Source organism: Neobacillus sp. PS3-12, assembly GCF_030915385.1.
GTDB lineage: Bacteria > Bacillota > Bacilli > Bacillales > Cytobacillaceae > JAEVLT01.
Genome location: NZ_CP133268.1, coordinates 4,803,642 through 4,826,520, shown reverse-complemented (window position 1 = coordinate 4,826,520; position 22,879 = coordinate 4,803,642). Strand labels below are relative to the sequence as shown.

At 38.9% G+C, this 22,879-nt stretch carries 15 protein-coding genes and 3 pseudogenes; 2 read left to right on the top strand and 16 right to left on the bottom strand.

The window, feature by feature from the left end; all coding sequences use genetic code 11:
• Positions 1 to 117 precede the first annotated feature (117 nt).
• From RCG17_RS24320 to RCG17_RS24285, 8 genes and pseudogenes are all read right to left on the bottom strand, one after another.
• Positions 118 to 1,994: pseudogene (locus tag RCG17_RS24320) on the bottom strand (sigma-54-dependent Fis family transcriptional regulator).
• Between the two features lie 236 nt (positions 1,995 to 2,230).
• Positions 2,231 to 3,289 carry a 2,3-butanediol dehydrogenase gene (locus RCG17_RS24315; protein ID WP_308172592.1) on the bottom strand — a complete coding sequence of 353 codons (1,059 nt, stop codon included), beginning with the start codon at positions 3,287 to 3,289 and terminating at the stop codon, positions 2,231 to 2,233.
• A gap of 16 nt (positions 3,290 to 3,305) precedes the next feature.
• Positions 3,306 to 4,685, bottom strand: a complete 1,380-nt coding sequence (gene lpdA / locus RCG17_RS24310; protein WP_308172591.1) for a dihydrolipoyl dehydrogenase — start codon at positions 4,683 to 4,685, stop codon at positions 3,306 to 3,308.
• Positions 4,686 to 4,700: 15 nt separating this feature from the next.
• Positions 4,701 to 5,927 carry a dihydrolipoamide acetyltransferase family protein gene (locus tag RCG17_RS24305; RefSeq protein WP_308172590.1) on the bottom strand — a complete coding sequence of 409 codons (1,227 nt, stop codon included), beginning with the start codon at positions 5,925 to 5,927 and terminating at the stop codon, positions 4,701 to 4,703.
• 28 nt (positions 5,928 to 5,955) lie between these two features.
• Positions 5,956 to 6,984, bottom strand: a complete 1,029-nt coding sequence (locus tag RCG17_RS24300; RefSeq protein ID WP_308172589.1) for an alpha-ketoacid dehydrogenase subunit beta — start codon at positions 6,982 to 6,984, stop codon at positions 5,956 to 5,958.
• 107 nt (positions 6,985 to 7,091) lie between these two features.
• Positions 7,092 to 8,084: a thiamine pyrophosphate-dependent dehydrogenase E1 component subunit alpha gene (locus tag RCG17_RS24295; protein WP_308172588.1), complete on the bottom strand. Its 993-nt coding sequence runs from the start codon at positions 8,082 to 8,084 to the stop codon at positions 7,092 to 7,094.
• A gap of 366 nt (positions 8,085 to 8,450) precedes the next feature.
• The gene (locus tag RCG17_RS24290; protein WP_308172587.1) at positions 8,451 to 10,883 is read right to left on the bottom strand and encodes a transglycosylase domain-containing protein; all 2,433 of its coding nucleotides are present in this window, start codon (positions 10,881 to 10,883) and stop codon (positions 8,451 to 8,453) included.
• 359 nt (positions 10,884 to 11,242) lie between these two features.
• Positions 11,243 to 11,950, bottom strand: coding sequence for a hypothetical protein (locus RCG17_RS24285; protein ID WP_308172586.1), 708 nt, complete (start codon positions 11,948 to 11,950; stop codon positions 11,243 to 11,245).
• A gap of 293 nt (positions 11,951 to 12,243) precedes the next feature.
• Between RCG17_RS24285 and RCG17_RS24280 the strand changes: the two are divergent.
• A pseudogene (locus RCG17_RS24280) lies at positions 12,244 to 12,510 on the top strand (GTP cyclohydrolase I); the annotation flags it as partial.
• A 67-nt stretch (positions 12,511 to 12,577) separates the two neighbouring features.
• Here RCG17_RS24280 and RCG17_RS24275 read toward each other — a convergent pair.
• From RCG17_RS24275 to RCG17_RS24250, 6 genes and pseudogenes are all read right to left on the bottom strand, one after another.
• Entirely contained in the window at positions 12,578 to 13,108 is a 531-nt protein-coding gene (locus RCG17_RS24275; protein WP_308172585.1) for a YceI family protein, read from the bottom strand.
• Positions 13,109 to 13,230: 122 nt separating this feature from the next.
• Entirely contained in the window at positions 13,231 to 13,641 is a 411-nt protein-coding gene (locus RCG17_RS24270) for a DoxX family protein (protein ID WP_308172584.1), read from the bottom strand.
• A gap of 208 nt (positions 13,642 to 13,849) precedes the next feature.
• Positions 13,850 to 14,161 (bottom strand): winged helix-turn-helix transcriptional regulator, encoded by a 312-nt coding sequence (locus tag RCG17_RS24265; RefSeq protein ID WP_308172583.1) that lies wholly within the window; start codon positions 14,159 to 14,161, stop codon positions 13,850 to 13,852.
• 155 nt (positions 14,162 to 14,316) lie between these two features.
• On the bottom strand, positions 14,317 to 14,691 hold the full coding sequence (locus RCG17_RS24260; protein ID WP_308172582.1) for a hypothetical protein: 375 nt from the start codon (positions 14,689 to 14,691) through the stop codon (positions 14,317 to 14,319).
• A complete protein-coding gene (locus tag RCG17_RS24255) occupies positions 14,688 to 16,193 on the bottom strand; it encodes an FTR1 family iron permease (RefSeq protein WP_308172581.1) in 1,506 nt (501 codons plus the stop codon). Before RCG17_RS24255 ends, RCG17_RS24260 begins: the two co-directional genes overlap by 4 nt.
• A gap of 380 nt (positions 16,194 to 16,573) precedes the next feature.
• Positions 16,574 to 16,828, bottom strand: a pseudogene (locus RCG17_RS24250) (DUF2935 domain-containing protein); the annotation flags it as partial.
• A 309-nt stretch (positions 16,829 to 17,137) separates the two neighbouring features.
• Between RCG17_RS24250 and RCG17_RS24245 the strand changes: the two are divergent.
• The gene (locus tag RCG17_RS24245) at positions 17,138 to 18,691 is read left to right on the top strand and encodes an ABC-F family ATP-binding cassette domain-containing protein (protein ID WP_308172580.1); all 1,554 of its coding nucleotides are present in this window, start codon (positions 17,138 to 17,140) and stop codon (positions 18,689 to 18,691) included.
• 365 nt (positions 18,692 to 19,056) lie between these two features.
• Here RCG17_RS24245 and RCG17_RS24240 read toward each other — a convergent pair whose 3' ends face one another.
• Positions 19,057 to 21,387: a diguanylate cyclase gene (locus RCG17_RS24240; protein WP_308172579.1), complete on the bottom strand. Its 2,331-nt coding sequence runs from the start codon at positions 21,385 to 21,387 to the stop codon at positions 19,057 to 19,059.
• Between the two features lie 340 nt (positions 21,388 to 21,727).
• Positions 21,728 to 22,726: an ABC transporter substrate-binding protein gene (locus tag RCG17_RS24235; protein WP_308172578.1), complete on the bottom strand. Its 999-nt coding sequence runs from the start codon at positions 22,724 to 22,726 to the stop codon at positions 21,728 to 21,730.
• Positions 22,727 to 22,879: the final 153 nt, after the last annotated feature.

Below are 22,879 nucleotides of genomic sequence, written 5' to 3'. Positions count from 1 at the left end.
TTATATAAATGAGGTTATAGACAAGGATTTCAATTAGCTCCTTGATAAGAAATAGCACACTAAAATCGTGTGCTATCCTTACACCGTCCATTGAATTTTCAATCAACAATACCATCCTTACATTCCAAACTTTTGGAGTCTTTTATAAAAAGTACTTCTTGGGATTTCTAATAACTTTGCGGCTGCCGTTACGTTTCCTTTTGTCTTTTTCAATGCATCCAGCATTAAGTCCTTTTGGATTTTTTCTCGGGCCTTTAACTTCTTTTCAACCTCTATATTTTCCTGCTCTATGGATAAAGAACTGGATGGATGTCTAATGGTTAAAGATTCGAAGCTATTCTTGAACATATCCTGACTCGACTTTTCATCGAGAGACAAAATGTGCAGTCGCTCCAATACGTTAATTAATTCTCTAATATTTCCTGGCCAATCATAGTCTTTCAACCAAGAAGTTAGATCCTCCATATTTGGAATGGTCCATCCATTTCCCTTACAGAAATGCCTGACAAGATACGGAATATCTTCCTTTCTTTTTCTAAGCGGAGGGACATCAATTGGATATACGTTTAAACGATAATAAAGGTCTTCGCGAAAATCCCCCTCTTTTACTAGCTTTGTTATATCACGGTGTGTTGCCGTAATAATCCGCACATCCAATGGGATTTCTTTTGTGCTCCCAATCGGAGAAACTTTCCTGTCTTGGAGTACACGTAATAAGGCCACCTGCATGGTATGCGGGATTTCACCTATTTCATCAAGAAAGATCGTGCCCTTTTGTGCCTGCTCAAATTTCCCTTTATAGCCTTGCCGTCTTGCCCAGGTAAAAGCCCCTTCGACATAGCCAAAAAGCTCACTTTCCATAAGGTCTTTCGGAATGGCACCGCAATTTAACGAAATAAACGGTCCCTCTTTTCGAGGGCTGTTGTCATGAATTGCCCGGGCAATCACTTCTTTTCCCGTACCGGTTTCACCTGAAATAAACACGGTGGCATCTGTTGGGGCGACGAGCTTTACTTTGTTTAATGTATTTTGAAAAATCTCACTCGTTCCACACTCGCCTTTAAAGATAAATGGTTTTGAAAAACTTTGCGATTGAAAAGATACGTTATTACGATGAGTTAACACCTCTGAAAGGAAATAAGAGCTTCCGATGATCTTGTTATTTTCCTTTGAATAAAAAGGCATTCCAGCATCAATTTGGTATCCGTTATGTAATAGTTCATACAAGTTCATTCCGATCGACTGGGGGAACCTTTTGCGTACAGGTTTACTCGCAGATATGATCATTTGTTTTTGATTACATACCAAGAAGAGCTGGTTTGAATAGGTCTCGGCTAGATGGGCTGCTTGCTGGAAAAGTGAAATTTCTTCTTGATAGGAACGCTTGCTTACTTCTTTTTCAATAGCATATGAGATGGATGTAACCATGCCAAGCATAAAAGGGTGGGAATGGTTTACCGGGCATGAAACATCAATAACCCCCATCAGGTTTCCATTATCGTGAAAAATTGGTGTCGCGGAACAGCTCCATTGATGGGAGGCGACAGAGTAATGTTCAGCACCATTAATCGTAACCGCTTCTTTTGTTTGTAACGCAGTCCCAATGGCATTGGTTCCGACCTCAGTCTCGGTCCAGCGCGCCCCTTCAACAAAATTAATTTTTCTGGCATCCGATAATGCTTTTTCATTTCCGGTTAAAGATAGGACATATCCATCCGGATCGACCAGAAGTGCCATCATTCCAGAATCTTTAATCGCCTGGTCCATCTTTTTTATATGGGGGAGGCTATTTCGATCAGCATAGAATGCTTCTCTTTTTTTGCATTAAGGTCTTCTTTTGATAATAAATCTAGGCCTTTATTTAAATAAGGGTTTACCTTTTCTGTTTTACAGCGGTGCCAGGATTCCAAAATTCGTTTGTTCAACCGAGCTGAATCAAGAATTCCTTCTTTCACAAAACGCTTCCAAACATCAAAATAAAAAGTAGTATTCATGAAACCCTCCCCTTAACCCAGAAAAATTTTCGAAAGTGGTTTGAGATTGATTACTTGTTTACAAATCTTAGGAAGAAAAAAAGGAGTATGAGAAGAATTCTGTCCAAACGAGGTTAAAAGTACAGTTTAAATTATACACGATAGTGAATGCGCCTTCAATCCAACAAAGGTCACAATTAAGAAAATTCAAAAAACTACGCGCAATCTACGCGTAGCTGGATCATTTTATCGAAGAATTATAGCGAAGGATCTACTAGTATCTTAATTTGGTTCTTATTTTTTGTTAAAGCCTTAAATCCTTCAGAAACAATTTGATCAATGGAGATTTTTTTCGTCACCAATTCAGCTGCTTGAATTTGCCCATTGGCGATCAGTTGAATAACCTGCGGAAAAATATTGCGATAAGCGATGATACTAGTCATTTTTCTCTCAGTTAAAATGAAATGATTTACCGGGATGCTGGCTGGCTTTTCCCATATGCTGATATTCACCACATTCCCTTCTGATTTTGTTGATTCAATCGCTGTATGAATCGTAGGTTCGATTCCAGCTACCTCAAAGGCAACGTCCACCCCAAGGCCGTTGGTATATTCTTTTATTGCTTCAACGGGATTTACTTCGATCGGGTCAATGACGATATGGGCTCCAGCTTGTTTAGCAATCTCACGTCGTTCCGCTGAAACTTCTACCGCAATAATTTGGCTTGCTCCCGCTGCTTTAGCAGCTTGAATCACCAATAAACCGATTGGTCCTGTACCTATCACGGCGATGGAATCACCAATCTTCATCTCACTTTGGCGTACTGCATGAACGGCAACAGCTGTTGGTTCAACAAGTGCAGCTTGTTCCCATGACATATAATCCGGGATTTTGTGAATCATCTTTGATGGCACCACACTGTATTCTGAAAAACCTCCCAAACCGCCTGACAGGCCAATAAACCCTAATTGTTCACAAACATTGTAGTGACCTTTCTTGCAGGAAGAACATTTCCCACAGCTATAAATCGGTTCTACACATACACGATCACCTACTTGTATTCCTGTGACCGCTTCCCCAATTGCCACCACTTCTCCGGCATATTCATGACCCATAACAATTGGAGCCTTGTCCTTAGAAATTGGGTGGGGTTCTTTTACTGGAACAAAAATAGGACCCGCCAAATATTCGTGTAAATCTGAACCGCAAATCCCGCAATAGGCTACTTTTATTTTCACCTGATCTTTTTCAACCGAAGGTTCTGGAATATTTTCGACTCTAATATCTTTTTGGTTATACCATAGCGCAGCTTTCATCTGCATCTCCCCTTTTTTAAATATGTACAGCATGTCCTACTGCACTTAGTATTGCTTCATGGATTGCCTCAGAAAGACTTGGATGGGCTGCAATGAATTGTTCCATGCTGTCTGTCGTTAATTCGGCATGGAGCATGACCGTTCCTTGCCCAATCAGTTCAGTGGCATGAGGCCCCACAATCGAAACCCCGACGATCTCCCCGTACTCTGGTTCAATCAGCACTTTTACCTTTCCAGCCCGTTCATTCACAATGAACGCCTTCCCGTTTGCGGAAAAAGGAAACTCTCCCACTTTTATATCTCCATATTGATCGATGGCCTGCTTTTCCGTTAAACCAACGCTTGCAATCTCAGGTGAGGTATAAATGCAGCGGGGCACCGCCCGATAATTGACCTGCTCATCCAGTCCGCAAGCGTTTAAAGCGGCCACTGTTCCTTCATGGAAAGCTACATGGGCCAACTGAATCCCCCCAATGACGTCTCCACAGGCATAGATATTCGAAATGTTCGTTTGCATTTGTTCGTTTACATGAATACCTTGTCTTGAAAAATCAATTCCAATGTTCTCAAGACCTAAGTTATACACCCTTGGCTTACGCCCAATCGAAACGAGAACCAATTCGGCCTTCACTTCATGGAGCCCTTGATCGTTTTCAAAAATCGCCTTCTTTTGCTCCTTGTTTAAATCTTTTAATCTAGTCGAAGGATAAATCGTTACACGGTCGTTCTCCAGCTCCTTATGTAAGACAGCAGCTACATCTTGATCTTCTCCCGGCAACAGCTGATCCGCCATCTCAACAATGGTGACTTTTGTTCCTAATCGGCTAAAAATACTAGCAAACTCACAGCCGATTACACCTCCGCCGATAATCAGCAAAGAGGAAGGGATTGACTGCAGCGACATCGCTTGGCCACTATGAATGATCCAATCACCGTCAAATGGAGCGAATGGCAGTTCGACAGGTTCAGAACCTGCCGCAACAATGATTTTATCGGCCGTTATCTCTTCCTGTTTTCCACTATTCTCAACCCGTAAAACCCTGCTCGTGAGAAAAGAAGCCGATCCATTTACTACTTTCACTTTATTTTTCCTCATTAAATATTGGATTCCTTGAACCAGTGTCGTAACAATCTTGTTTTTCCGCCCCTGGACGGCATTCCAATCGATTTTAATGCTGGCGGATGGGACCTGAATCCCAAACTCACTCGCGTTTTGAAGTTTAGTGTACACCCCAGCAGTTTCTAAGAGGGCCTTAGTTGGCATACACCCTTCATTTAAACATGTGCCTCCAAGCGGTCCCTGATCTATTACTGTAACTACATGACCCTGCTGGGCTGCAGTAATTGCAGCCACATATCCAGCAGGACCACCACCTATAATTGCGATCGATGCCAAAATATTCCCTTCTTTCTATAAAAGCATGGTAATCGGCTCTTCCAAATACTGTTTGACCGTTTGTAAAAATGCTGCAGCTGGTGCTCCATCAAGTACACGGTGGTCAAATGTTAGACTAAGCGGAAGTATGCTTCTTCTTTCTACTTTTTCACCAATATAGGTGGGGGTATCATAGACCGCACCGACACCAAGAATTCCCGTTTCAGGCGGGTTTAAGACTGGTGTAAAGTGCTCAACACCGTAGGCTCCGAGATTACTAATCGTAAACGTGGAACCCTGCATTTCCTCATGAGTAAGCTCTCCTTGTCTTGCTTTTTGTGCAAGGGTTTTAATGGTTTGCGACAAATCAATAATGGAACAACTTTGGGCATTGTGGATAACCGGAACCACTAACCCTTTTTCAAGCGCAACAGCCATGCCAAGATGAACGTTTTTAAATAAATGAATTTTATCGTCCATAAACAAACTATTCATCTGCCCGTGCTTCTGCAGTGAAAGTACAACGGCTCTTGCAATAAAGTCTGTTACCGTTAATTTATGATCATAACGATTTTGAACGGTTTGAGCGATTTGCTTTTGTAGCGCGAGTAAATCGGTCACATCCACCTTCATATTAATCGTTAACTGTGCAGTTTTTTGCAGGCTTTCAAACATGCGGCCGGCAATCACTTTTCGGATGCCGCTGACTGGGACTTGCTGGGTCTCCTCTATTGGTGTCACCGGAGTTTCGCTTTTTTCCTTTTTCGGTTCAGCCTGTGGAGTGGACGAATTCATTATGGCTTCCTGCACATCTTCCTTCGTAATTCTTCCTCCAGGCCCTGTACCCTTGATATTCTCAACATCAAGGTTGGCAGCTTCTGCCATTTTCCTTGCGACAGGGGAAATTTTCACACGAGCCGTTTTCATATTAGAAACAGGCTCCGTTTTTTCGTTCGCAGGAGCAATATTTTCTGTTTCAGGTTTCTGGGCTTCTTCGACTGCCAGCCCTGCAGCCACTTCTTCACCAGGAATTCCGATATAGCAAATCACTGTTCCCGGGGGAACCCCTTCTCCTTCGGGAACAGTAATTTTCAATACTGTACCCTCTGCAGGAGATTCCACATCAATTTCGATCTTCTCTGAACTGACACTTGCAATCGGTTCACCCTTTTGGACAGGGTCTCCAACTCCTTTATTCCAAATCGACACACTGCCCTCTTTCATGGCCATTCCCAATTTCGGCATTACGACTTCAACTGCCATGTAGATCTCTCCTTCCTGCTCATTTGATTTACACTTCCAGAGGTGCACCTAATAGTTCTGCTGCCACTTTAATCACGGTTTCTGCTTTAGGCAGATAAATATCCTCGAGTGCCGGTGAGAACGGTACAGGTGTGTGCGGTGCGGTAATCCGTTTAATTGGGGCATCTAGCGTATCAAATCCTTTATCGGCAACAAGTGCTGCGATATCAGTAGCAATACTGCATCTAGGATTGGCTTCGTCAATTACGATGAGGTGGTTGGTTTTTGCTACAGATGAAAGGATGGTTTCTTCATCCAGCGGTGACAAGCTGCGCGGGTCAACGATTTCTACTTCAATTCCTTTTGCTGAAAGTTGTTCAGCCGCTTCCATTGCGGTATGCACCATCTTGCCGACCGCTACAATTGTTACATCAGAGCCTTCCCGCTTGATATCTGCTTTACCAATTGGAATCGTATAGTACCCTTCTGGAACGTCACCTGTCATGTTATACAGTGTTTTATCCTCGAAAAAGATGACGGGATCGTTATCTTCAATCGCAGCAAGCAAAAGTCCCTTTGCTTCATATGGTGTGGATGGAACTACTACTTTCACACCTGGGATTGCCGTAAACAGTGCATATAAACTTTGGGAATGCTGGGCAGCAGCTCTAAATCCTGCACCATGCATGGTTCGAATCGTAACCGGAACCTGGGCCTTGCCTCCAAACATGTAGCGGAACTTTGCCCCTTGGTTTAATACTTCATCTAAACAGCTTCCAATAAAATCGTTAAACATTAATTCAGCGATTGGTCTAAGACCAGTTGATGCAGCCGCCATCGCAGCACCCATGTAACCTGCTTCTGTAATTGGAGTATCTAAAATTCTCTCCCGTCCAAACTCCTGGACAAGTCCTTTCGTGACCCCGAGAACTCCGCCCCATGCGTCTTCATCCTGTAAGTGATCAACTTCAGCCCCGCCAGCTACGTCTTCACCTAATAGAATGACATTCTCGTCTTTACGCATTGCAAGTTTCATAGCTTCATTGATCGCAGCTGACATACTCAATTTTCTTGTCATAATTCGAATTCCTCCTTTTAATTAGACAATCCTAACTCTATGCTTATAGATCCAGGCAGCTCCTCTAAGCCGACCTTTTGGACCTTCCATTATTCGAGTTCTCCATTTTAATATGACACGTAAACATCAGTTAACAATTCAGAAGGACTTGGGTACGGACTCTCTTCACTAAACTTCACTGCTTGGATAACAGCTTCTTCAACTGATTTTTCTAAATTGGTTAATTCGTTTTCAACTAATAACCCCTGGCTTAGTAAGTGATTTCTAAATAGAAGAATCGCGTCTTTTTCCGTTTTATGCTCGACCCTCTCCAGCTCTGTTTTATATTTTTGTGCATCCCCTTCGAAATGGCCATAATTTCGATACGTTACACATTCAATAAGGGTTGGACCTTCACCGCGGCGTGCCCTTGCGACAGCTTCTTCTGCAGCCTGGTAGACTGCCAGTATGTCTTTTCCATCCACCTTAATACCTGGGATATTATAGCCAATTGCCCGGTCGACAATAGATTTACAGCTGGACGCATAGGTAAATGGAGTTGCTTCTGCATAGCCATTATTTTCGGCAACAAAAACGACAGGAAGATTCCAAATCGCAGCAAGATTGACCCCTTCATGGAAAGTCCCATGGTTTTGAGCACCATCGCCAAAGAAGCAAACGCTTACATCCCCAGTCTTTTTATACTTCGCTGTTAAGGCCGAACCGCATGCAAGTGGAAAGCCCCCGCCGACAATTCCATTTGCACCAAGCATACCTTTATTAAGGTCAGCAATGTGCATGGATCCGCCTTTCCCTTTACATAATCCAGTGACTTTTCCGTAAATTTCAGCCATCATTCCATTTAAATCGCAGCCTTTGGCAATACAATGACCATGTCCGCGATGGGTACTTGTAATACTATCTTTATCAGTTAAATGGGCACAGACACCAACCGCAACTGCTTCTTCCCCAGCGTATAAGTGAACAAAGCCCGGCAGGATTCCCTGTCCAAATAACTCATGGACTCTGTCCTCAAAATTACGGATTTCCAGCATTTTTTGATACATCCATTGTGCTTTTTCCTTTGTTAAAGCTACATCTTTGCTATCCATCGTTCTCATTTTTTCAGCCTCCCTGGAAAAATTCTTTACAACTTTATTGTTGCAAGAACTATGCCAAGAAGCGAAAGTGATATTCTCAACGCTTTAAAGAAAATTCAGGTATAAAGAAAACTCGCCGATTGGCGAGCCCCTAAGGGCGAAGACAGAGGCGTAGTTGCACTTATGCGACATAAGAAAGTATAAATTTTGGAGAAAATTTATACTTTCTTATTAGCCAAAAAAAGAGACAAAACGATACAACTGTCTCGTTTTGTCTCTTTTTGATTACTATATCAGTGTCTACTAATTCTTTATTGCTGCTATGAAATAATGGTGCATGGAAATCTCCTTCCAATTACCGTTAATCACGTTTGCTGTGCAGTATCATTACCCATTTCCAGATCCAGTATTCCCACTTGGAGTTGTACTGGTAGTCCCTGTTCCAGTATTCCCACTTGTAGTCGGACTTGTAGTCCCTGTTCCAGTATTTGCACCTGGAGTCGGACTTGTAGTCCCTGCTCCAGTATTCGCACCTGGATTCGGACTTGTAGTCCCTGTTCCAGTATTTGCACCTGGAGTCGGACTTGTAGTCCCTGTTCCAGTATTCACACCTGGATTCGAATTTGTATCCCCAGATCCAGTATTCCCACTTGTAGTCGGACTTGTAGTCCCTGTTCCAGTATTCGCACCTGGATTCGGATTTGTATCCCCAGATCCAGTATTCGCACTTGGAGTCGGACTTGTAGTCCCTGTTCCAGTATTCACACTTGGATTTAGATTTGTATTACTATTTCCCTTCACAATCCCTTCGGCGCCTTTGACGCCTTTAATGGACAGCTCGTTCCCCGATTGATTAACGTCACTTGGCTGATGGAACTTTGATTTATCTGTTCCAAAATTTTGCATCATCTTTTTAAACATCAGCTGCGAGATTTTGGTCTCATTTGGACTCAAGTAGTTTCCCCGACCATTTTTCACATAGCCGGTCCAAACTGCCATCGTATATTGCGGGGTATAACCGACAAACCAGCTATCATTGGTTGCGTTTGAAGGGTATCCATATTGAGCACTCGTCTTGTCATCAAAATTGGTAGTTCCCGTTTTACCCGCAACGTCCAGCCCTGGGACATTTGCCGTTATCCCTGTACCTGAATCGACGACCGAGCGCATCATATCAGTAATCATATACGCTGTGTAATCATGCATGACTTGTGCTGGTTTTGACTCAAAGCTAACAGCTGTGCCATCTTGTAATACAACTTTTTGGACAAAAGTCGGCTGATTGTATACTCCTCCATTTCCGAAGGCACTGTATGCCCCTGCCATTGCCAATGGATTCACTGTATTACTGCCAATTGCATAGGATTCATAAACCTTATTTTGTGGGAAGGTGATTCCAAGTTTCTCGGCAAAGCTCTGTGCATTCCCCAATCCCACAGATTTTAGGGTGAGAAGGGCAGGGATATTATAGGACTCCTGCAAAGCTGTTCGAATCGAAAGCATCCCATGATAGCGATGGTCCCAGTTTTGAATAGACTGGCCATTAGAATATTTTGTAGCCTGGTCATTAATTTGGTGCGATGTAGACCACTTTAAATCTTCAATTGCAGGGCCATAATCAAAAATCGGTTTAAACGAAGAACCCGGCTGACGTTGTAAATCAATGGCAAAATTGCTTCCTTTAAAGTTTGCTGTGTAATCATTACGTCCGCTTCCAATCGCTCGAACTTCCCCAGTCTTTGTATCTAAGAACACAAAGGCTCCCTGGAACCTGGAGTTAGGATAGGAAATAATTTCATTACTGTCCATCATCTTGTCTGCATAATCCTGCGCCTTTGGATCCAATGTCGTATAAACGGATAATCCAGCTGTACCAATGTCAACATCAGGAAGCTTGGCTTGCACTTCTTTTGCAGCAGCGTCTAAAAATCCTTTATATGGCATATGTTGTGTTGTTTGCGGTACAAGTCCCTCCGTAACAGGAACTTGCTTGGCATCCTGCATTTGTTGCTGAGTAATGTAGCCCTGTTTATTCATACGTTCCAAAACAGTATTTCGGCGTTCAGTGGCTGCTGTTTGGTTTTGTTGCTTTGTTGGGTCGTAGCTACTCGGGCCTTGCGGAAGTCCGGCAAGCATCGCTACCTCAGGCAACGTCAATTGATTTAAATGATCCGCATCGACCCCGTAGTAATTTTTGGCTGCAGCTGCCACACCGTAAGAACCGTCACCAAGATAGATTTTGTTCAAATACATCGTTAAAATTTGCTGTTTGGAATACATTTGCTCCATCTTATAGGAAAGGTACCATTCCTCTACCTTCCTTTGTACTGTTTTTTGGGGAGTCAGTAGTGAGTTCTTAACAAGTTGCTGCGTAATTGTACTTCCGCCCACTGAACCAAAGCCCCCTGTTAGGTTTGCAAAAATGGCTTGAATTGTATGTCTTATGTCAATTGCGCCATGTTGATAAAAATTGGCATCTTCCGTTGCGAGATAAGCATTTTCCAACATTTTAGGAAGTTGAGAATACTTAATATCCGCCCGCATTTGTTCTCCGTATTCATAGAGCAGGTTTCCGTTTTTGTCATAAAACTTTGTTGGAAGCGGGTTTGCCAGTTTCGAAGGATCTATTTTGGGTATGCCCTTTACCATTTCAGCAAAAGTCACGGCTCCAACTCCTACCGAAACGACTAAAAGACATAGAAAAGCAATCAAAATCTTTTTAAAAAGCGAACCTTTTTTTAATGGTTTTTTACTAGTTTTTTGCTGTTTTATTTGTTCTGCTTGTTTTCGTTCCTGTCGAGAATTGTATGTTTCAGACATTTTTTTCCTCTCCCAAGTTTCTTAATAACCATGTCATGCTATAGATGTTTCAGATTTAACGTACTAGAAATGGTTAAACTTCTTTGTTATAGCTCTGATTAAAATCATTTGCATTTTATCTTATCACTTTGGAAGTCTATTGGCTAACAATATGGTATTCTAGAAAACTGTGTGAATTTTCCACAAGGTGGTGGACAAAGAACTAAAAAAGGGCAAAAAAAAGACCAAGCACTGCTTGGCCTTTATGAAAGCCTCGTTGGTAAAATCCGCCTAACCTATCTTAAGGGGGCCTTGAATGAACAGTCCCCTATATTTTCTTGCACAACATTTTCGAACGATAAAATAATATTTAAAACAATTTAACTAATGTCTCCATTCCTTTCAAAATAGGTTATTTCATTAATAATCCTATCAATATGTACTTTACTATATATTTTAAATTTATCACCTCTTGTTGGTATAGAGTTGGCTGATCTTAAATTGATTGGAATATCAATTAATCTTGCGTTTAATTTAACCATATTTCTATTTGGTTTCTTATTATAGTATTTTTGAGATCTATACGTCTTTGTCCTTAGTTGTATACCGTACCATTGTTCCTCTCTTTTAACAAAAACATCTATTTTTGAATTAAGGTCATATTCCAAAACAAATAAAACCATCTGAAACAATTGACTCTCTTTAAGTAAATGGTAAAAATGAATATCTCTTAACATGGAGGGATAAAATCTATCTAGCCTTCCTTTAAAAGCCTCATCGTATTTACTACCGACATTTTTGAAAATCCAAAAAGAGTTTACTGAATAATAAAAGCCAATATATTCTTGTTGTGTGGAAACTCTTTTAAACAAAAATATAAAATAATAAAAATAGCAAACAAAAGATGGTGGTTTAAGTTTATCTTCAACATAATCACATTTTTGCTTGCCTGTGACATCCAGATAAATTCCTCCAAAATACTGTTCAAGAGTTTTCACTTTGAATTTAAGCGGATCAATATAGTCCCATGATAATTTGTCTTTTAAAAGATCATAAGTTTTATCAAAGTCATTGAATACTATTTCCATCCAAACCCCACCCATTTGGAAAGTTTTATGTATCAAACCTCTCTTTATTCAGGAAAATTGTATCATGTTTTTTTATAATACTTACAATTTAATGTGACAATATTTAAATGGTTGCGATAAATCAATCTATTTATGATAGAGTCGAATAAATTAACACATGGGGACACAATACTTAGCAAAGTTATGCATAAATCTTGATTGAAGAGCGTAGTCAGTGCTTTTTGCAGTGTTATTCCTCGAGAAAATCTAGATTACAATTATCGTATAGCAGCTTATTATATAAAATATTATTCACTGGGCTTTCAAAAATTGCTCGGATGGTGGAGGGTTATGCAAAAAGATTTCAAGTGCAGGAACGACTCACCACTCAAATCGTTGAAGCTATGGAGGAAATACTGCAACCCCAAGGAACAATGGTAGTTATAGAGGCGAAACATATGTGTATGTGTGGGAGAGGGATCAAAAAATCAAATGCATCAACAGTTACATCAGCAGTACGTGGAGTTTATGCAGATCACCCTGGTGCTCGAACGGAATTTTTAACCTTTATTAAACAATAAATAAGCAACTCTCAATACAAAAAAGACATGGGGATCATCCCACATGTCTTTTTTGTATTGATAATCATTATGCTTTTGATGCTTGTATATCTAATGAAATTTGTACTTGATCTGCTACTAATACTCCGCCTGTTTCCAAAGCTGCATTCCATGTTAAGCCGTACTCACTTCTGCTAATTGAGCCATGGGCTTCAAAACCAACTTTCTCATTTCCCCATGGATCTTTGCCGCTTCCTTCATAACTAACAGTAAATGTCTCAGGTTTAGTCGTTCCACGTAATGTTAAGTCTCCGGTAACTTCATATTCCCCAGGACTCTTCTTCACAATTTTAGTTGATTTAAACGTCATTTTAGGAAAATGTTCAACATCAAAAAAATCAGCTGAACGTAAATGATTATCACGGTCTTCGTTTCGTGTATCGACACTGTTCACATCTACGGAGAATTCAATGTTTGCTGTTGTCAAGTCTTCAAGATCTGCTTCAATTGATGCTTCAAAAGTTTGAAAAGTACCTTTTACTTTAGAGATCATCATGTGTCTAATTGAAAAATCAATACTGCTATGAGCAGAGTCTAGATTCCATTTGTTTATTGTCATAAAATATCACTCCTAATATATTGTTTAATCACAGGAAACAGAATTGCCATTTTGATACGTTTTTATTCAGCAAGTCTGTTTAAAGTTTTTTAACTTTATTATTGTTCAAGTTCAAAACTGATTTACTTCGCTGTTACTCCTAATTTTTGGGTTGAAGAGCTGGAACTTTTCAAATTTAAAGCGAACGCTCCGGGACCACTGAATACAAGGGATACCAAGCCCGCTAGTAAAGCAAGTTCAAATTCATATCCACCTACAAAACCCATACCTAATTTCACCATAAAAATGGCAACAATCATGTCTAAGGCAAGAATGGCTGCAAAGATTCGACTACCAATACCAACAATTAATGAAATACCTCCAATGATTTCAACCAATGCGATCAAGGGAACAGCAATATGTGGTAGCCCCAGTTTACCAAAAAATTGTTCCATTCCAGCCATTTGTTGAAATTTCGAAATCCCATGAATAAGAAATAATATTCCAAAGACCAACCTTAATGCTAATGGAGAAAACTTTGAATATAGTGCCACTCATTTATCAACCTTTCTGTATTTGAATTTAATTCATATAACTTACTTTTCTAAAGTAACACACTTTATTAAATATGTAAATTAATTTATTGTAACTAATTTATTAAAAGTGTATTAAGACTCTACCTCATATTCGTATTTATTATGATGGTAAAAATAAAAGAAGCTGACCTTTATTTTGTCAGCTTCCTTTCCTATTACGTGGTTATTATTTGACCCATGTGTTAGCCCAACTTTGAACTTCATCCATTACAGGACTTAGCGCTTTACCCTTTTCTGTTAATTCATACTCGATTCGAACCGGTTTCTCAGGATACACATTTCGTTTTACAATTCCAGCTTCTTCGAGTTCTTTGAAGCGCTCAGTTATCATTCGATCACTCATGCCTGGAATGATCTGAGATATATCTTTATAACGTTTTGCTCCATCTTGTAAGCTACGAATAATTAAACCGGTCCACCGTTTACCTAACAATTCAAAAGCGGTTTCGAACTTTGGGCATAAATGAAAATTATCCATTCCAGTTCATCTCCTTACTATATATTTATCATAGTTACTTTAAAAATGTAAGTGAAAATATTTCAAATCGTACCTTATTTAACCTATTTTCTCATGAGGTGTCATTTTGACCAAAAAAAATAGCAATTCGACTTGAATTGCTATTCTCCACTTTGTTATTTTGTTTTTTTTGCTAATTCTTTCAATGCATCCGAAAGCTGATTATTTAATGTTTTGAGAGCACTTTTATTTAATGTAGTTGCTTCAGATCCGGCTATCGTTGGATCAAGATATTTTTCCACTTTTGCGTATGAATCTTTATTGTCCTTCTTTACATCATCTTCAAATGATGACCACTGATCTTCCAATTTTGGTCCAATCTCTTTAACTTTAGCTTGGTCACCGCTGTCAATTGCTTTGGATAGTTGTTCAGTGGTATCCAACATTTTATTTACTCCGTCTGAAACTTTGCTGTTAGTGGAACTGCAGCCTGCTAAAAGTAAATAACCTCCCAGACCTATGGTTAAAACCAGTGATGTCAACTTTTTCATTTTTCATTTCCTACTTTCTTTGTAATAAGATTATTAGGTATTATGTGTTTTTTGTATTTAATATTTTTGTACAAAATAATGAAACACGCTGCAAGAACCAGGATAATCTGTGGAATGGAACTTTCCCATGATGGGTACAGTGCGAAAAATTCTACACTAGGAATAGTAGCAGCGTTCGTTGTTGGGATTAATCCAGCTAACTGCAGACTGTGAATACCCATTCCAGTAAACTTAATGCACAAATAAAATACGATAATGCTTGATACCATAAAAAATGGGCGTAATGGCAATTTCAAGCCAACAAATACCATCAAGTAAGCTAAAACTCCCAGAATTGCCGCTCCGATAAGAAATCCAAGTAATAACGACTGAAGCTTGATTTGACTTGCCATACCTATATAAAATAAAACAGTTTCTGTCCCCTCACGAAATACCGCAAGGAAGGCAAGTACTCCTAATGAAACCAGTTTTCCAGTTGATAAAGCAGTTTGACTTTTCTCCCTTATATACCGATTCCAGTCAGCAATATTGGATTGACTATGAAGCCAATAGCTCATATACAACAACATGACTGCAGCAAAAACTCCTGTCCACCCGGCAATTAGCGCATTGTTATTTCCAAAGGCTCCAGAGGAAATAACAAATTTTACAATAATGGCAAGGATGACACTGACTCCGAGACCCGTCAAAACTCCGCTCCAAATCCAACCTTTACCCTTTCCTTGTCCTGACTTTTTCACGAATGACATCAGGGCGATAACAACCAGCAATGCTTCCAATCCTTCACGAACAAGAATCATCGCTGCATCCCAAAACGTATAACTAGATTTTTCAGCCAGTGGAGTAAGATATTTGATCATGCTATCTGTTGTTTTATTTGCTTGTTTGAAATTTGGCGGGTTAGCACTTAGCATAGCTTGAATTGAGACTAAGTCCCTTTCAGAGTCGCTATAAACAGAAGCTGATTGTGCAACGACTATTCCTTCAACGCTTAGCCAGCTGTCACTGGCCTCTTTTATACTTTTCAAAGCTTGCGTTTGATTTTGTTGGTCGGCTGCCTTTTTCGTCTGTTGAAGTATAAGAATAAAATCATCTAAGGTAATGTCTTTATTCTTAAATCCTACCTCTTTTGGATAGCCGCCATTAACAAACTTTTCATTTACAGCCTTAAGCCCCTGTAATGACTGAAGAACCTGGTCCTGCTTTTTTAAGGTAATAGCATAAACAACCTGTCCCATATTCGATTCAATGTCTCTATAGGCGGTTGCGGAATCAGCTTTAATCCCTTGTTCAATTTCCCGCCACATCTTATTAAATTGATCATAAGCCTTCTGTGCTGACGCGAGATCCCCTTTTGAAGCATAATCGATTGCCTGATCAACTGATACTTCCGCATTTTTCAAATCTGTGTTGGAACTTCCAGCAGCTAAAACAGGATTATGTACGACCAATCCTATTAATAATAGTAGAATAAAAGTTTTAAGTAGTAGATTTTTAGTCATATGCTCCCCCTGCATGCAAATCTATTAATTGAGTAATTGATAATGAATATCATTTACATTAATTTTATTTTTAATGAGAATGATTGTCAATGACAAATTAGTGAACATTTTAACCTAATCAAACAAAAGGAATAAGCACTACAAGTGTTAGTTAAAATTGGAGAAGCACAACTGGAACAAATATTCAGGTTAATTCAATTTCTGTAGATGGATTTATGGACAGCAAAAAGCCCCACAGTTCTGTGGGGTTTTGAATGTAACGTCAATTTGGATAATATTGTTTTCTCACTATGAAAAAATAGTGTCAAATTGGCAGCTATTTTAAGTGTTAATAAAAATTGTATCTATACGATAACGATTTCACCTTTTTTTGCATGAAACTTGTTTTCAAAGTAGGCATGTAATCTGTCCGTTTGCTGGATAAGTTGTGTGTCTTTACGGTTAAATCCTTCACCTAAGAATAAAGCATGCTCTTTCATAATTCGGAGCCAAAACCTGTTTTCCGTTAATGAACGCTCAATAAATAACTGTTCTGTAAGAGACTCTGGCTTTGCAGCAAAAGACTCTGGAGAAATTAACATCTGATTAAACTGATCCATACTCACATGACCGGGTATTTGCGGCTGATTTTGCATAGTACATAGTAACTCCCCCTTATAGAAGGATTTATTACTAATAATATTGAATCAACAAAAAGATTATGTTTGGACAAATTATGATTTTTTCTATATGCGGTAATCGTATATAAAAAAAACCGACCATACATTTTTGGTCGGTTTTCTTACTTCTTGTTTTATTTACGATTCTGCTTTCCAAAAATCCCTTCAAGAACCGTCCCCTTGCTTCAGAATTACATTTTTCACAAAAAATAAATTCAAGATAGAAAAAGCGGCCAAAATCTAGTATGATTATCCACATGTGACATTAGATAAGGGGTTAAAAAAATGAGTGTATTAAACGTACAAAATTTAAGCCACGGTTTCGGTGATCGTGCGATTTTTAATAATGTGTCTTTTCGACTTTTAAAAGGAGAGCACATTGGACTAGTTGGGGCAAATGGTGAGGGTAAATCTACTTTCATGAATATTGTTACGGGGAAGTTGCAACCCGACGACGGGAAAGTTGAGTGGTCACGAAAAGTTCGTGTAGGTTATTTAGATCAACATGCTGTACTTCAAAAAGGTACGACCATGCGTGACGCTTTGAGTACTGCTTTTCAATATCTTTTTGATGCTGAAGCAGAGATCAATGAACTTTATGCAAAAATGGGTGATGAAGGTGCTGATATCGATGCATTACTTGCAGAAGTTGGGGAGCTACAAGAAACTTTAGATAGTAATGATTTCTATCGAATTAATTCAAAAGTTGAGGAAGTTGCACGTGGATTAGGATTAGACGATGTTGGACTCGATCGAGATGTAGATGACCTTAGCGGTGGGCAACGTACGAAAGTTTTGCTAGCTAAGCTTTTGCTAGAAAAGCCTGAAATCCTATTACTAGACGAGCCAACGAACTATTTGGATGAACAGCATATCGAATGGTTGAAGCGCTTTTTACAGGAATATGAAAATGCATTTATCTTGATTTCACATGATATTCCATTCTTGAACAATGTTGTTAACTTGATCTATCACATGGAAAACCAAGAGTTGAATCGCTATGTTGGTGACTATGATAACTTCTTAAAAATATATGAAATGAAGAAGCAACAGCTAGAGTCCGCTTACAAGCGTCAACAACAAGAAATAGCTGATTTGAAAGATTTCGTTGCTCGTAACAAGGCAAGTGTTGCGACTCGTAATATGGCAATGTCTCGGCAGAAGAAGCTCGACAAAATGGAAGTTATTGAATTGGGGAAAGAGAAGCCGAAACCAGAGTTTAATTTCAAAGAAGCACGTGCAGCTAGTCGTTGGATTTTCACGACTGAAGATCTTGTAATTGGTTACAATGAACCACTTTCTCGCCCTCTGAATTTGAAAATGGAACGTGGACAAAAAATTGCATTCGTGGGTGCAAACGGTATTGGTAAGTCTACTCTTTTAAAGAGTATTCTTGGGTTGATTAATCCAATTTCGGGTAAAGTGGAACGTGGTGAGTATCAATACATCGGTTACTTCGAGCAGGAAGTTAAACAGGCCAACTATAACACTTGTATTGAAGAGATTTGGAGCACATTCCCAAGTATGAATCAGGCTGAAGTCCGTGCTGCTCTTGCAAAATGTGGATTAACAACGAAACATATTGAAAGTAAAGTCGAAGTCCTTTCTGGTGGAGAAAAAGCCAAAGTTCGATTGTGTAAAATATTAAACACAGAAACGAATTTATTAATTCTAGACGAACCTACCAATCACTTGGATGTGGACGCAAAAGAAGAATTGAAGCGTGCTTTAAAAGCATATCGCGGAAGTATTTTGATGGTATCCCACGAACCTGATTTCTATCGTGAAATTGCGACTGATATTTGGAATTGTGAGGATTGGACTACGAAAGTGTTTTAAATAAAGTGAAACTTCAATCAGTGGGGGTTTTTTTCATCCCCCACTGATTGTTAGTTGAACCAATCGGGCTTTTACGGGCAGTTGATCCCCCCACTTATGCTTCCTGCATCCGCTAAGCCTTGAAGTGGGGGTCTTACTGCCCGTTAATGCGGGATAAAGATTAAGGGGTACCCAATGAAATTTCACTTGGGTACCCCTTTTTTATAAACTATCCAAAATTTTTAATAAAAATATGCTTTAGATTTCTTATAAAAGCTCCTCCAATCTAAAGTTAGAATCTATTTCAATTTTCTTTTTCTTACAAGAAGTGAACTGACCTTAACGGAAATATCCTTAGTTCTGTGTAAAAGTTAGACTTAAAATTTCTAACTTGGTATTCCATTAGTGTTTTTACCACTTATTGGTCTAGTATCGTTTGTAATCATTTCATTAAAGTGTTGCCACACCTCTGGGTCAAATTGGGAACCAACCATTACATTGATAATTTGTAATGCTTTTTCTTTTGGAATTGCACTCCGATATGGACGATCAGTTGTCATTGCATCGAATACATCACAAATGGATACAATTCTGGCCTCTAATGGAATCTCACTTTCTTTAAGTCCATATGGATAGCCTGTTCCGTCAAACCACTCGTGGTGGTGCAAAATGATTGGGCCATACACCCCCATCGCTTTAATTGGTTCGATAATTTTCGTGCCAATGATTGGGTGTTGCTTTATTACTTCGTACTCTTCATTTGTTAATTTGCCAATCTTATTTAAGATATTGTCAGGTATTCCGATCTTTCCTATATCATGTAAGAGTGCACCTAACCGAATCCTTTCTACTTCTTCATTAGACAGATTCATTTTTCGTGCAAGTTTCTCCGAGTAGTTAGATACATGTTCAGAATGGTCATATGTATAATGATCTCTGGCATCTACAGCGGCAATAAACGCTTCAATCAGCTCAATATCTTGGACACTGTTTTTTGAAAATGCCTTCTGCAATGAAATGATTTTTTTATTATCTGTATACTTAGGAATAATCGGTATTTCGTTAATTGTTTTAAATTTTGGCATTTTAAAAGCTGATTGTACTAAATTCTTACCTGAATATTTTGCTATGTACAATGCTGAATCTGCTGTGTTAAAAAGGTCCTCAGGTGTTTTTCCGGATAGAGGTGCCGTTGCAACTCCGAAACTTAAATTTAAGGTCGCTAAAGCTTCGTTGGAAATAATACCGAAACTCTTAGATTTCTTCGTCCGAATCAATTCGGCAACTTCACATGCTTGTTGATTTGACATTGACGGAAGAACAATAACAAATTCGTCACCGCCATATCGGGCAGCCCAGCCTATTCCATTTATTGAATCCTGTATTAATTTGGCGACGGATTTTAGTGCAATATCACCAACGGAATGACCATAAGTATCATTAAATTGTTTAAAAGAATCAATATCTAAGACGATGAGTGATAAAAGCTTTTGGTCTGCCAGACATTGACCTAATTCAATTTTAATAGTCTCTTGATAATAACGGTGATTATAAAGACCTGTTACAGGGTCCGTAATCGCTAGCCGTTTCGATTGTGAAACAATCGAATTGGCAATGGCTGATGCGATACTTTGTGCAAAAAGGAACACAATGTCCACTTGTATTTCTTTGAGGATATTAATTGCTTTATTAAGCTTTACCAAATACATGACCCCAATTTTTTTGTCTCCGTTTAACAGCGGAATTGAAATAAGAAAGTATTCATTTCCTTCTTCAACCGAAAATACTTCCGATATGTATTTATTTACTTTACAATCATAAATCTTTACTTTTTTGTTTTTATACATAGTATTTAGCTTTGCATTAGGAATCTGTATCAATTCAGGTACTAGCTCAAAAAAGTTTTGATCATTCTTTTCAGAAATATCTGTCCTCATACTGTTAATTGCAATATATGGTTTTAAAAGAATATCCTTAAAATCATGCTCTAAAAATTGAGTGTTTGCTTCATCCATTAAAGTCATGCAAAACTCCGCATTGATCAAACGACGCGCCTGTTCTGTTCCATTATTTAAAACATCTTTAAGCTCAGGATTTTGATTAAGCACAGTTATACTTTTATTCAACTGTACATAAGCCTTATCTAATTCCTTTTCCAAATCTATTTCGATTTGTCTGGTTCTATCTCCCAGGTATCCAGCAAATATTCCTGTTATCACCACAAATCCCATCCGTAAAATAATAACTGCTATATTCATTGATGATAAAGGTTCCGTTGCTTTATAAACGACTAATAAAACATACAATACAGTCGATATTAATGTCGAAAGCATCGCTTCTCTTCGTCCAAAACGGATTGCTGACAACACTGCCAATAAGAAATAGATAAGATAAAAATCCGAATCCAATCCACCTGTTAGGTAAACAGCTAATGATGTCATTATATTATCACTAATCGTTAATATAGCTGACTTAAGCAGCCATTGATTCTTGTAGGGAATAATGAAAAATTGAAAAATCGTATTATGCAGCAAGGCATAGCCAATCAATAAATACATTGGAAAGCTATCACGAAGTTCCAAAAAAGGGACGGTTGTGATCCCAACAATAATTCCTAACCATCTAACAATAATAACCCGTTTCTCCATAACCGTAATTTTTTCAAGAGGAGACAGGTCCTTCCATTTTTGATATTTTAATTTCTCTACGTTTGCCATGACTGCTCACTTCCTCTTTAAACTGCGCAAAAACCTTTAGTTCCCAATTTATATACTTTTTTCGGTGAGTACATCCATCCCCCGCAATAATTTGGATGAAAAAAACATTATTACTCCTTCCAATATTTTAAAACTCTTTCTTTATTTGTATGGTACAAATAGTAATAAATTTTCGACAATTTCGTTAACATTTTTTTTGCTGTATTGAATTAAATAAGTGTATGTCACACTTGAGATTCCCTTGATATAAAATAAAAGTGCCTGTCAATACCTTTTACTCGAGAAGAATCGAGAATAAGGTATTGACAAGCACTAATTTAAAAGCAATTTCGGGCTAATTTTACTCTCCTACAATCTTAACGCCCTTTAGTAAATCGTCTTTCAAAGTAATTCCTTCTTGCTGAGCTGCTTTTTTGTTGATATAAAGTTGAAGATTTCCAGGGAAGCCAACAGGAATATCGCTTGCTTTTTTCCCTTTTAGGATTTCCACTGCCATCTTACCGGTTGTATAGCCAAGATCGTGATAGTCAAATCCATAGGAGGCAAAGGTTCCACGTTTTACAGAATCACCTTCACCTACAAAAGTCGGGATTTTTTGGCTATTAGCAACCTCTATAACCGATTCTAATGCAGAAACGACAGTGTTATCCTTAGGAATATATAAGGCATCCACACGGCCCACCATCGACTGTGCAGCCTGTTTTACCTCAGAACTAGTAGAAATAGAAGTTTCAACTGGCTCAAGACCATCTGCCTTTAAAGCAATCTTAGCATTTTTCACATTAACAACAGCGTTTGGCTCTCCGCTGTTATAGATAATTCCAACCTTCTTAGCACCTGGAACAAAGGTTTTAATGGCTGCGATCGTTTTCTTTATCGCTTCCGGATGTGTATCAGATGTTCCTGTTACATTTGCGCCAGGCTTGTCCAAACTTTTTACAAGCCCAGCCCCCACTGGATCCGTAATGGCAGTAAATAAAACTGGAATATCTTTTGTCGACTTGGCCACGGCCTGGGCGCTGGAAGTAGCAATGGCCAAAATAAGGTCATTCTTTTCTCCAACCAATTTTTGGGCGATCGACATATTCGTGTTTACGTCTCCCTGTGCATTTTGATAATCAATCTTCAAATTCTTGCCTTCTACATAGCCGGCATCCTTCAGTGCTGCGATAAATCCTTCACGCGCTGCATCAAGAGATGGATGCTCGACAAGCTGTGAAATCCCAATTTTAACTACTTTTTCTTTTTGCTCTCCGCCAGTCGTTTGCTTACTCCCACCACCGCATGCTGTAAGGAGCATAATTAATCCGCATAATATTAGTGCTAAACTCTTTTTCATATTTCCCCCTTATATTCTTCATAACTTTACAAAAATTTTAATATTCAGATTTTACCACATGAGATTATTCTCTGGCAATATTATTTTTCAAACATTTTCCAACTATTGTACAATTCTTAGAACAAGTGCCATAATTTAAGCGTCTAACCTATA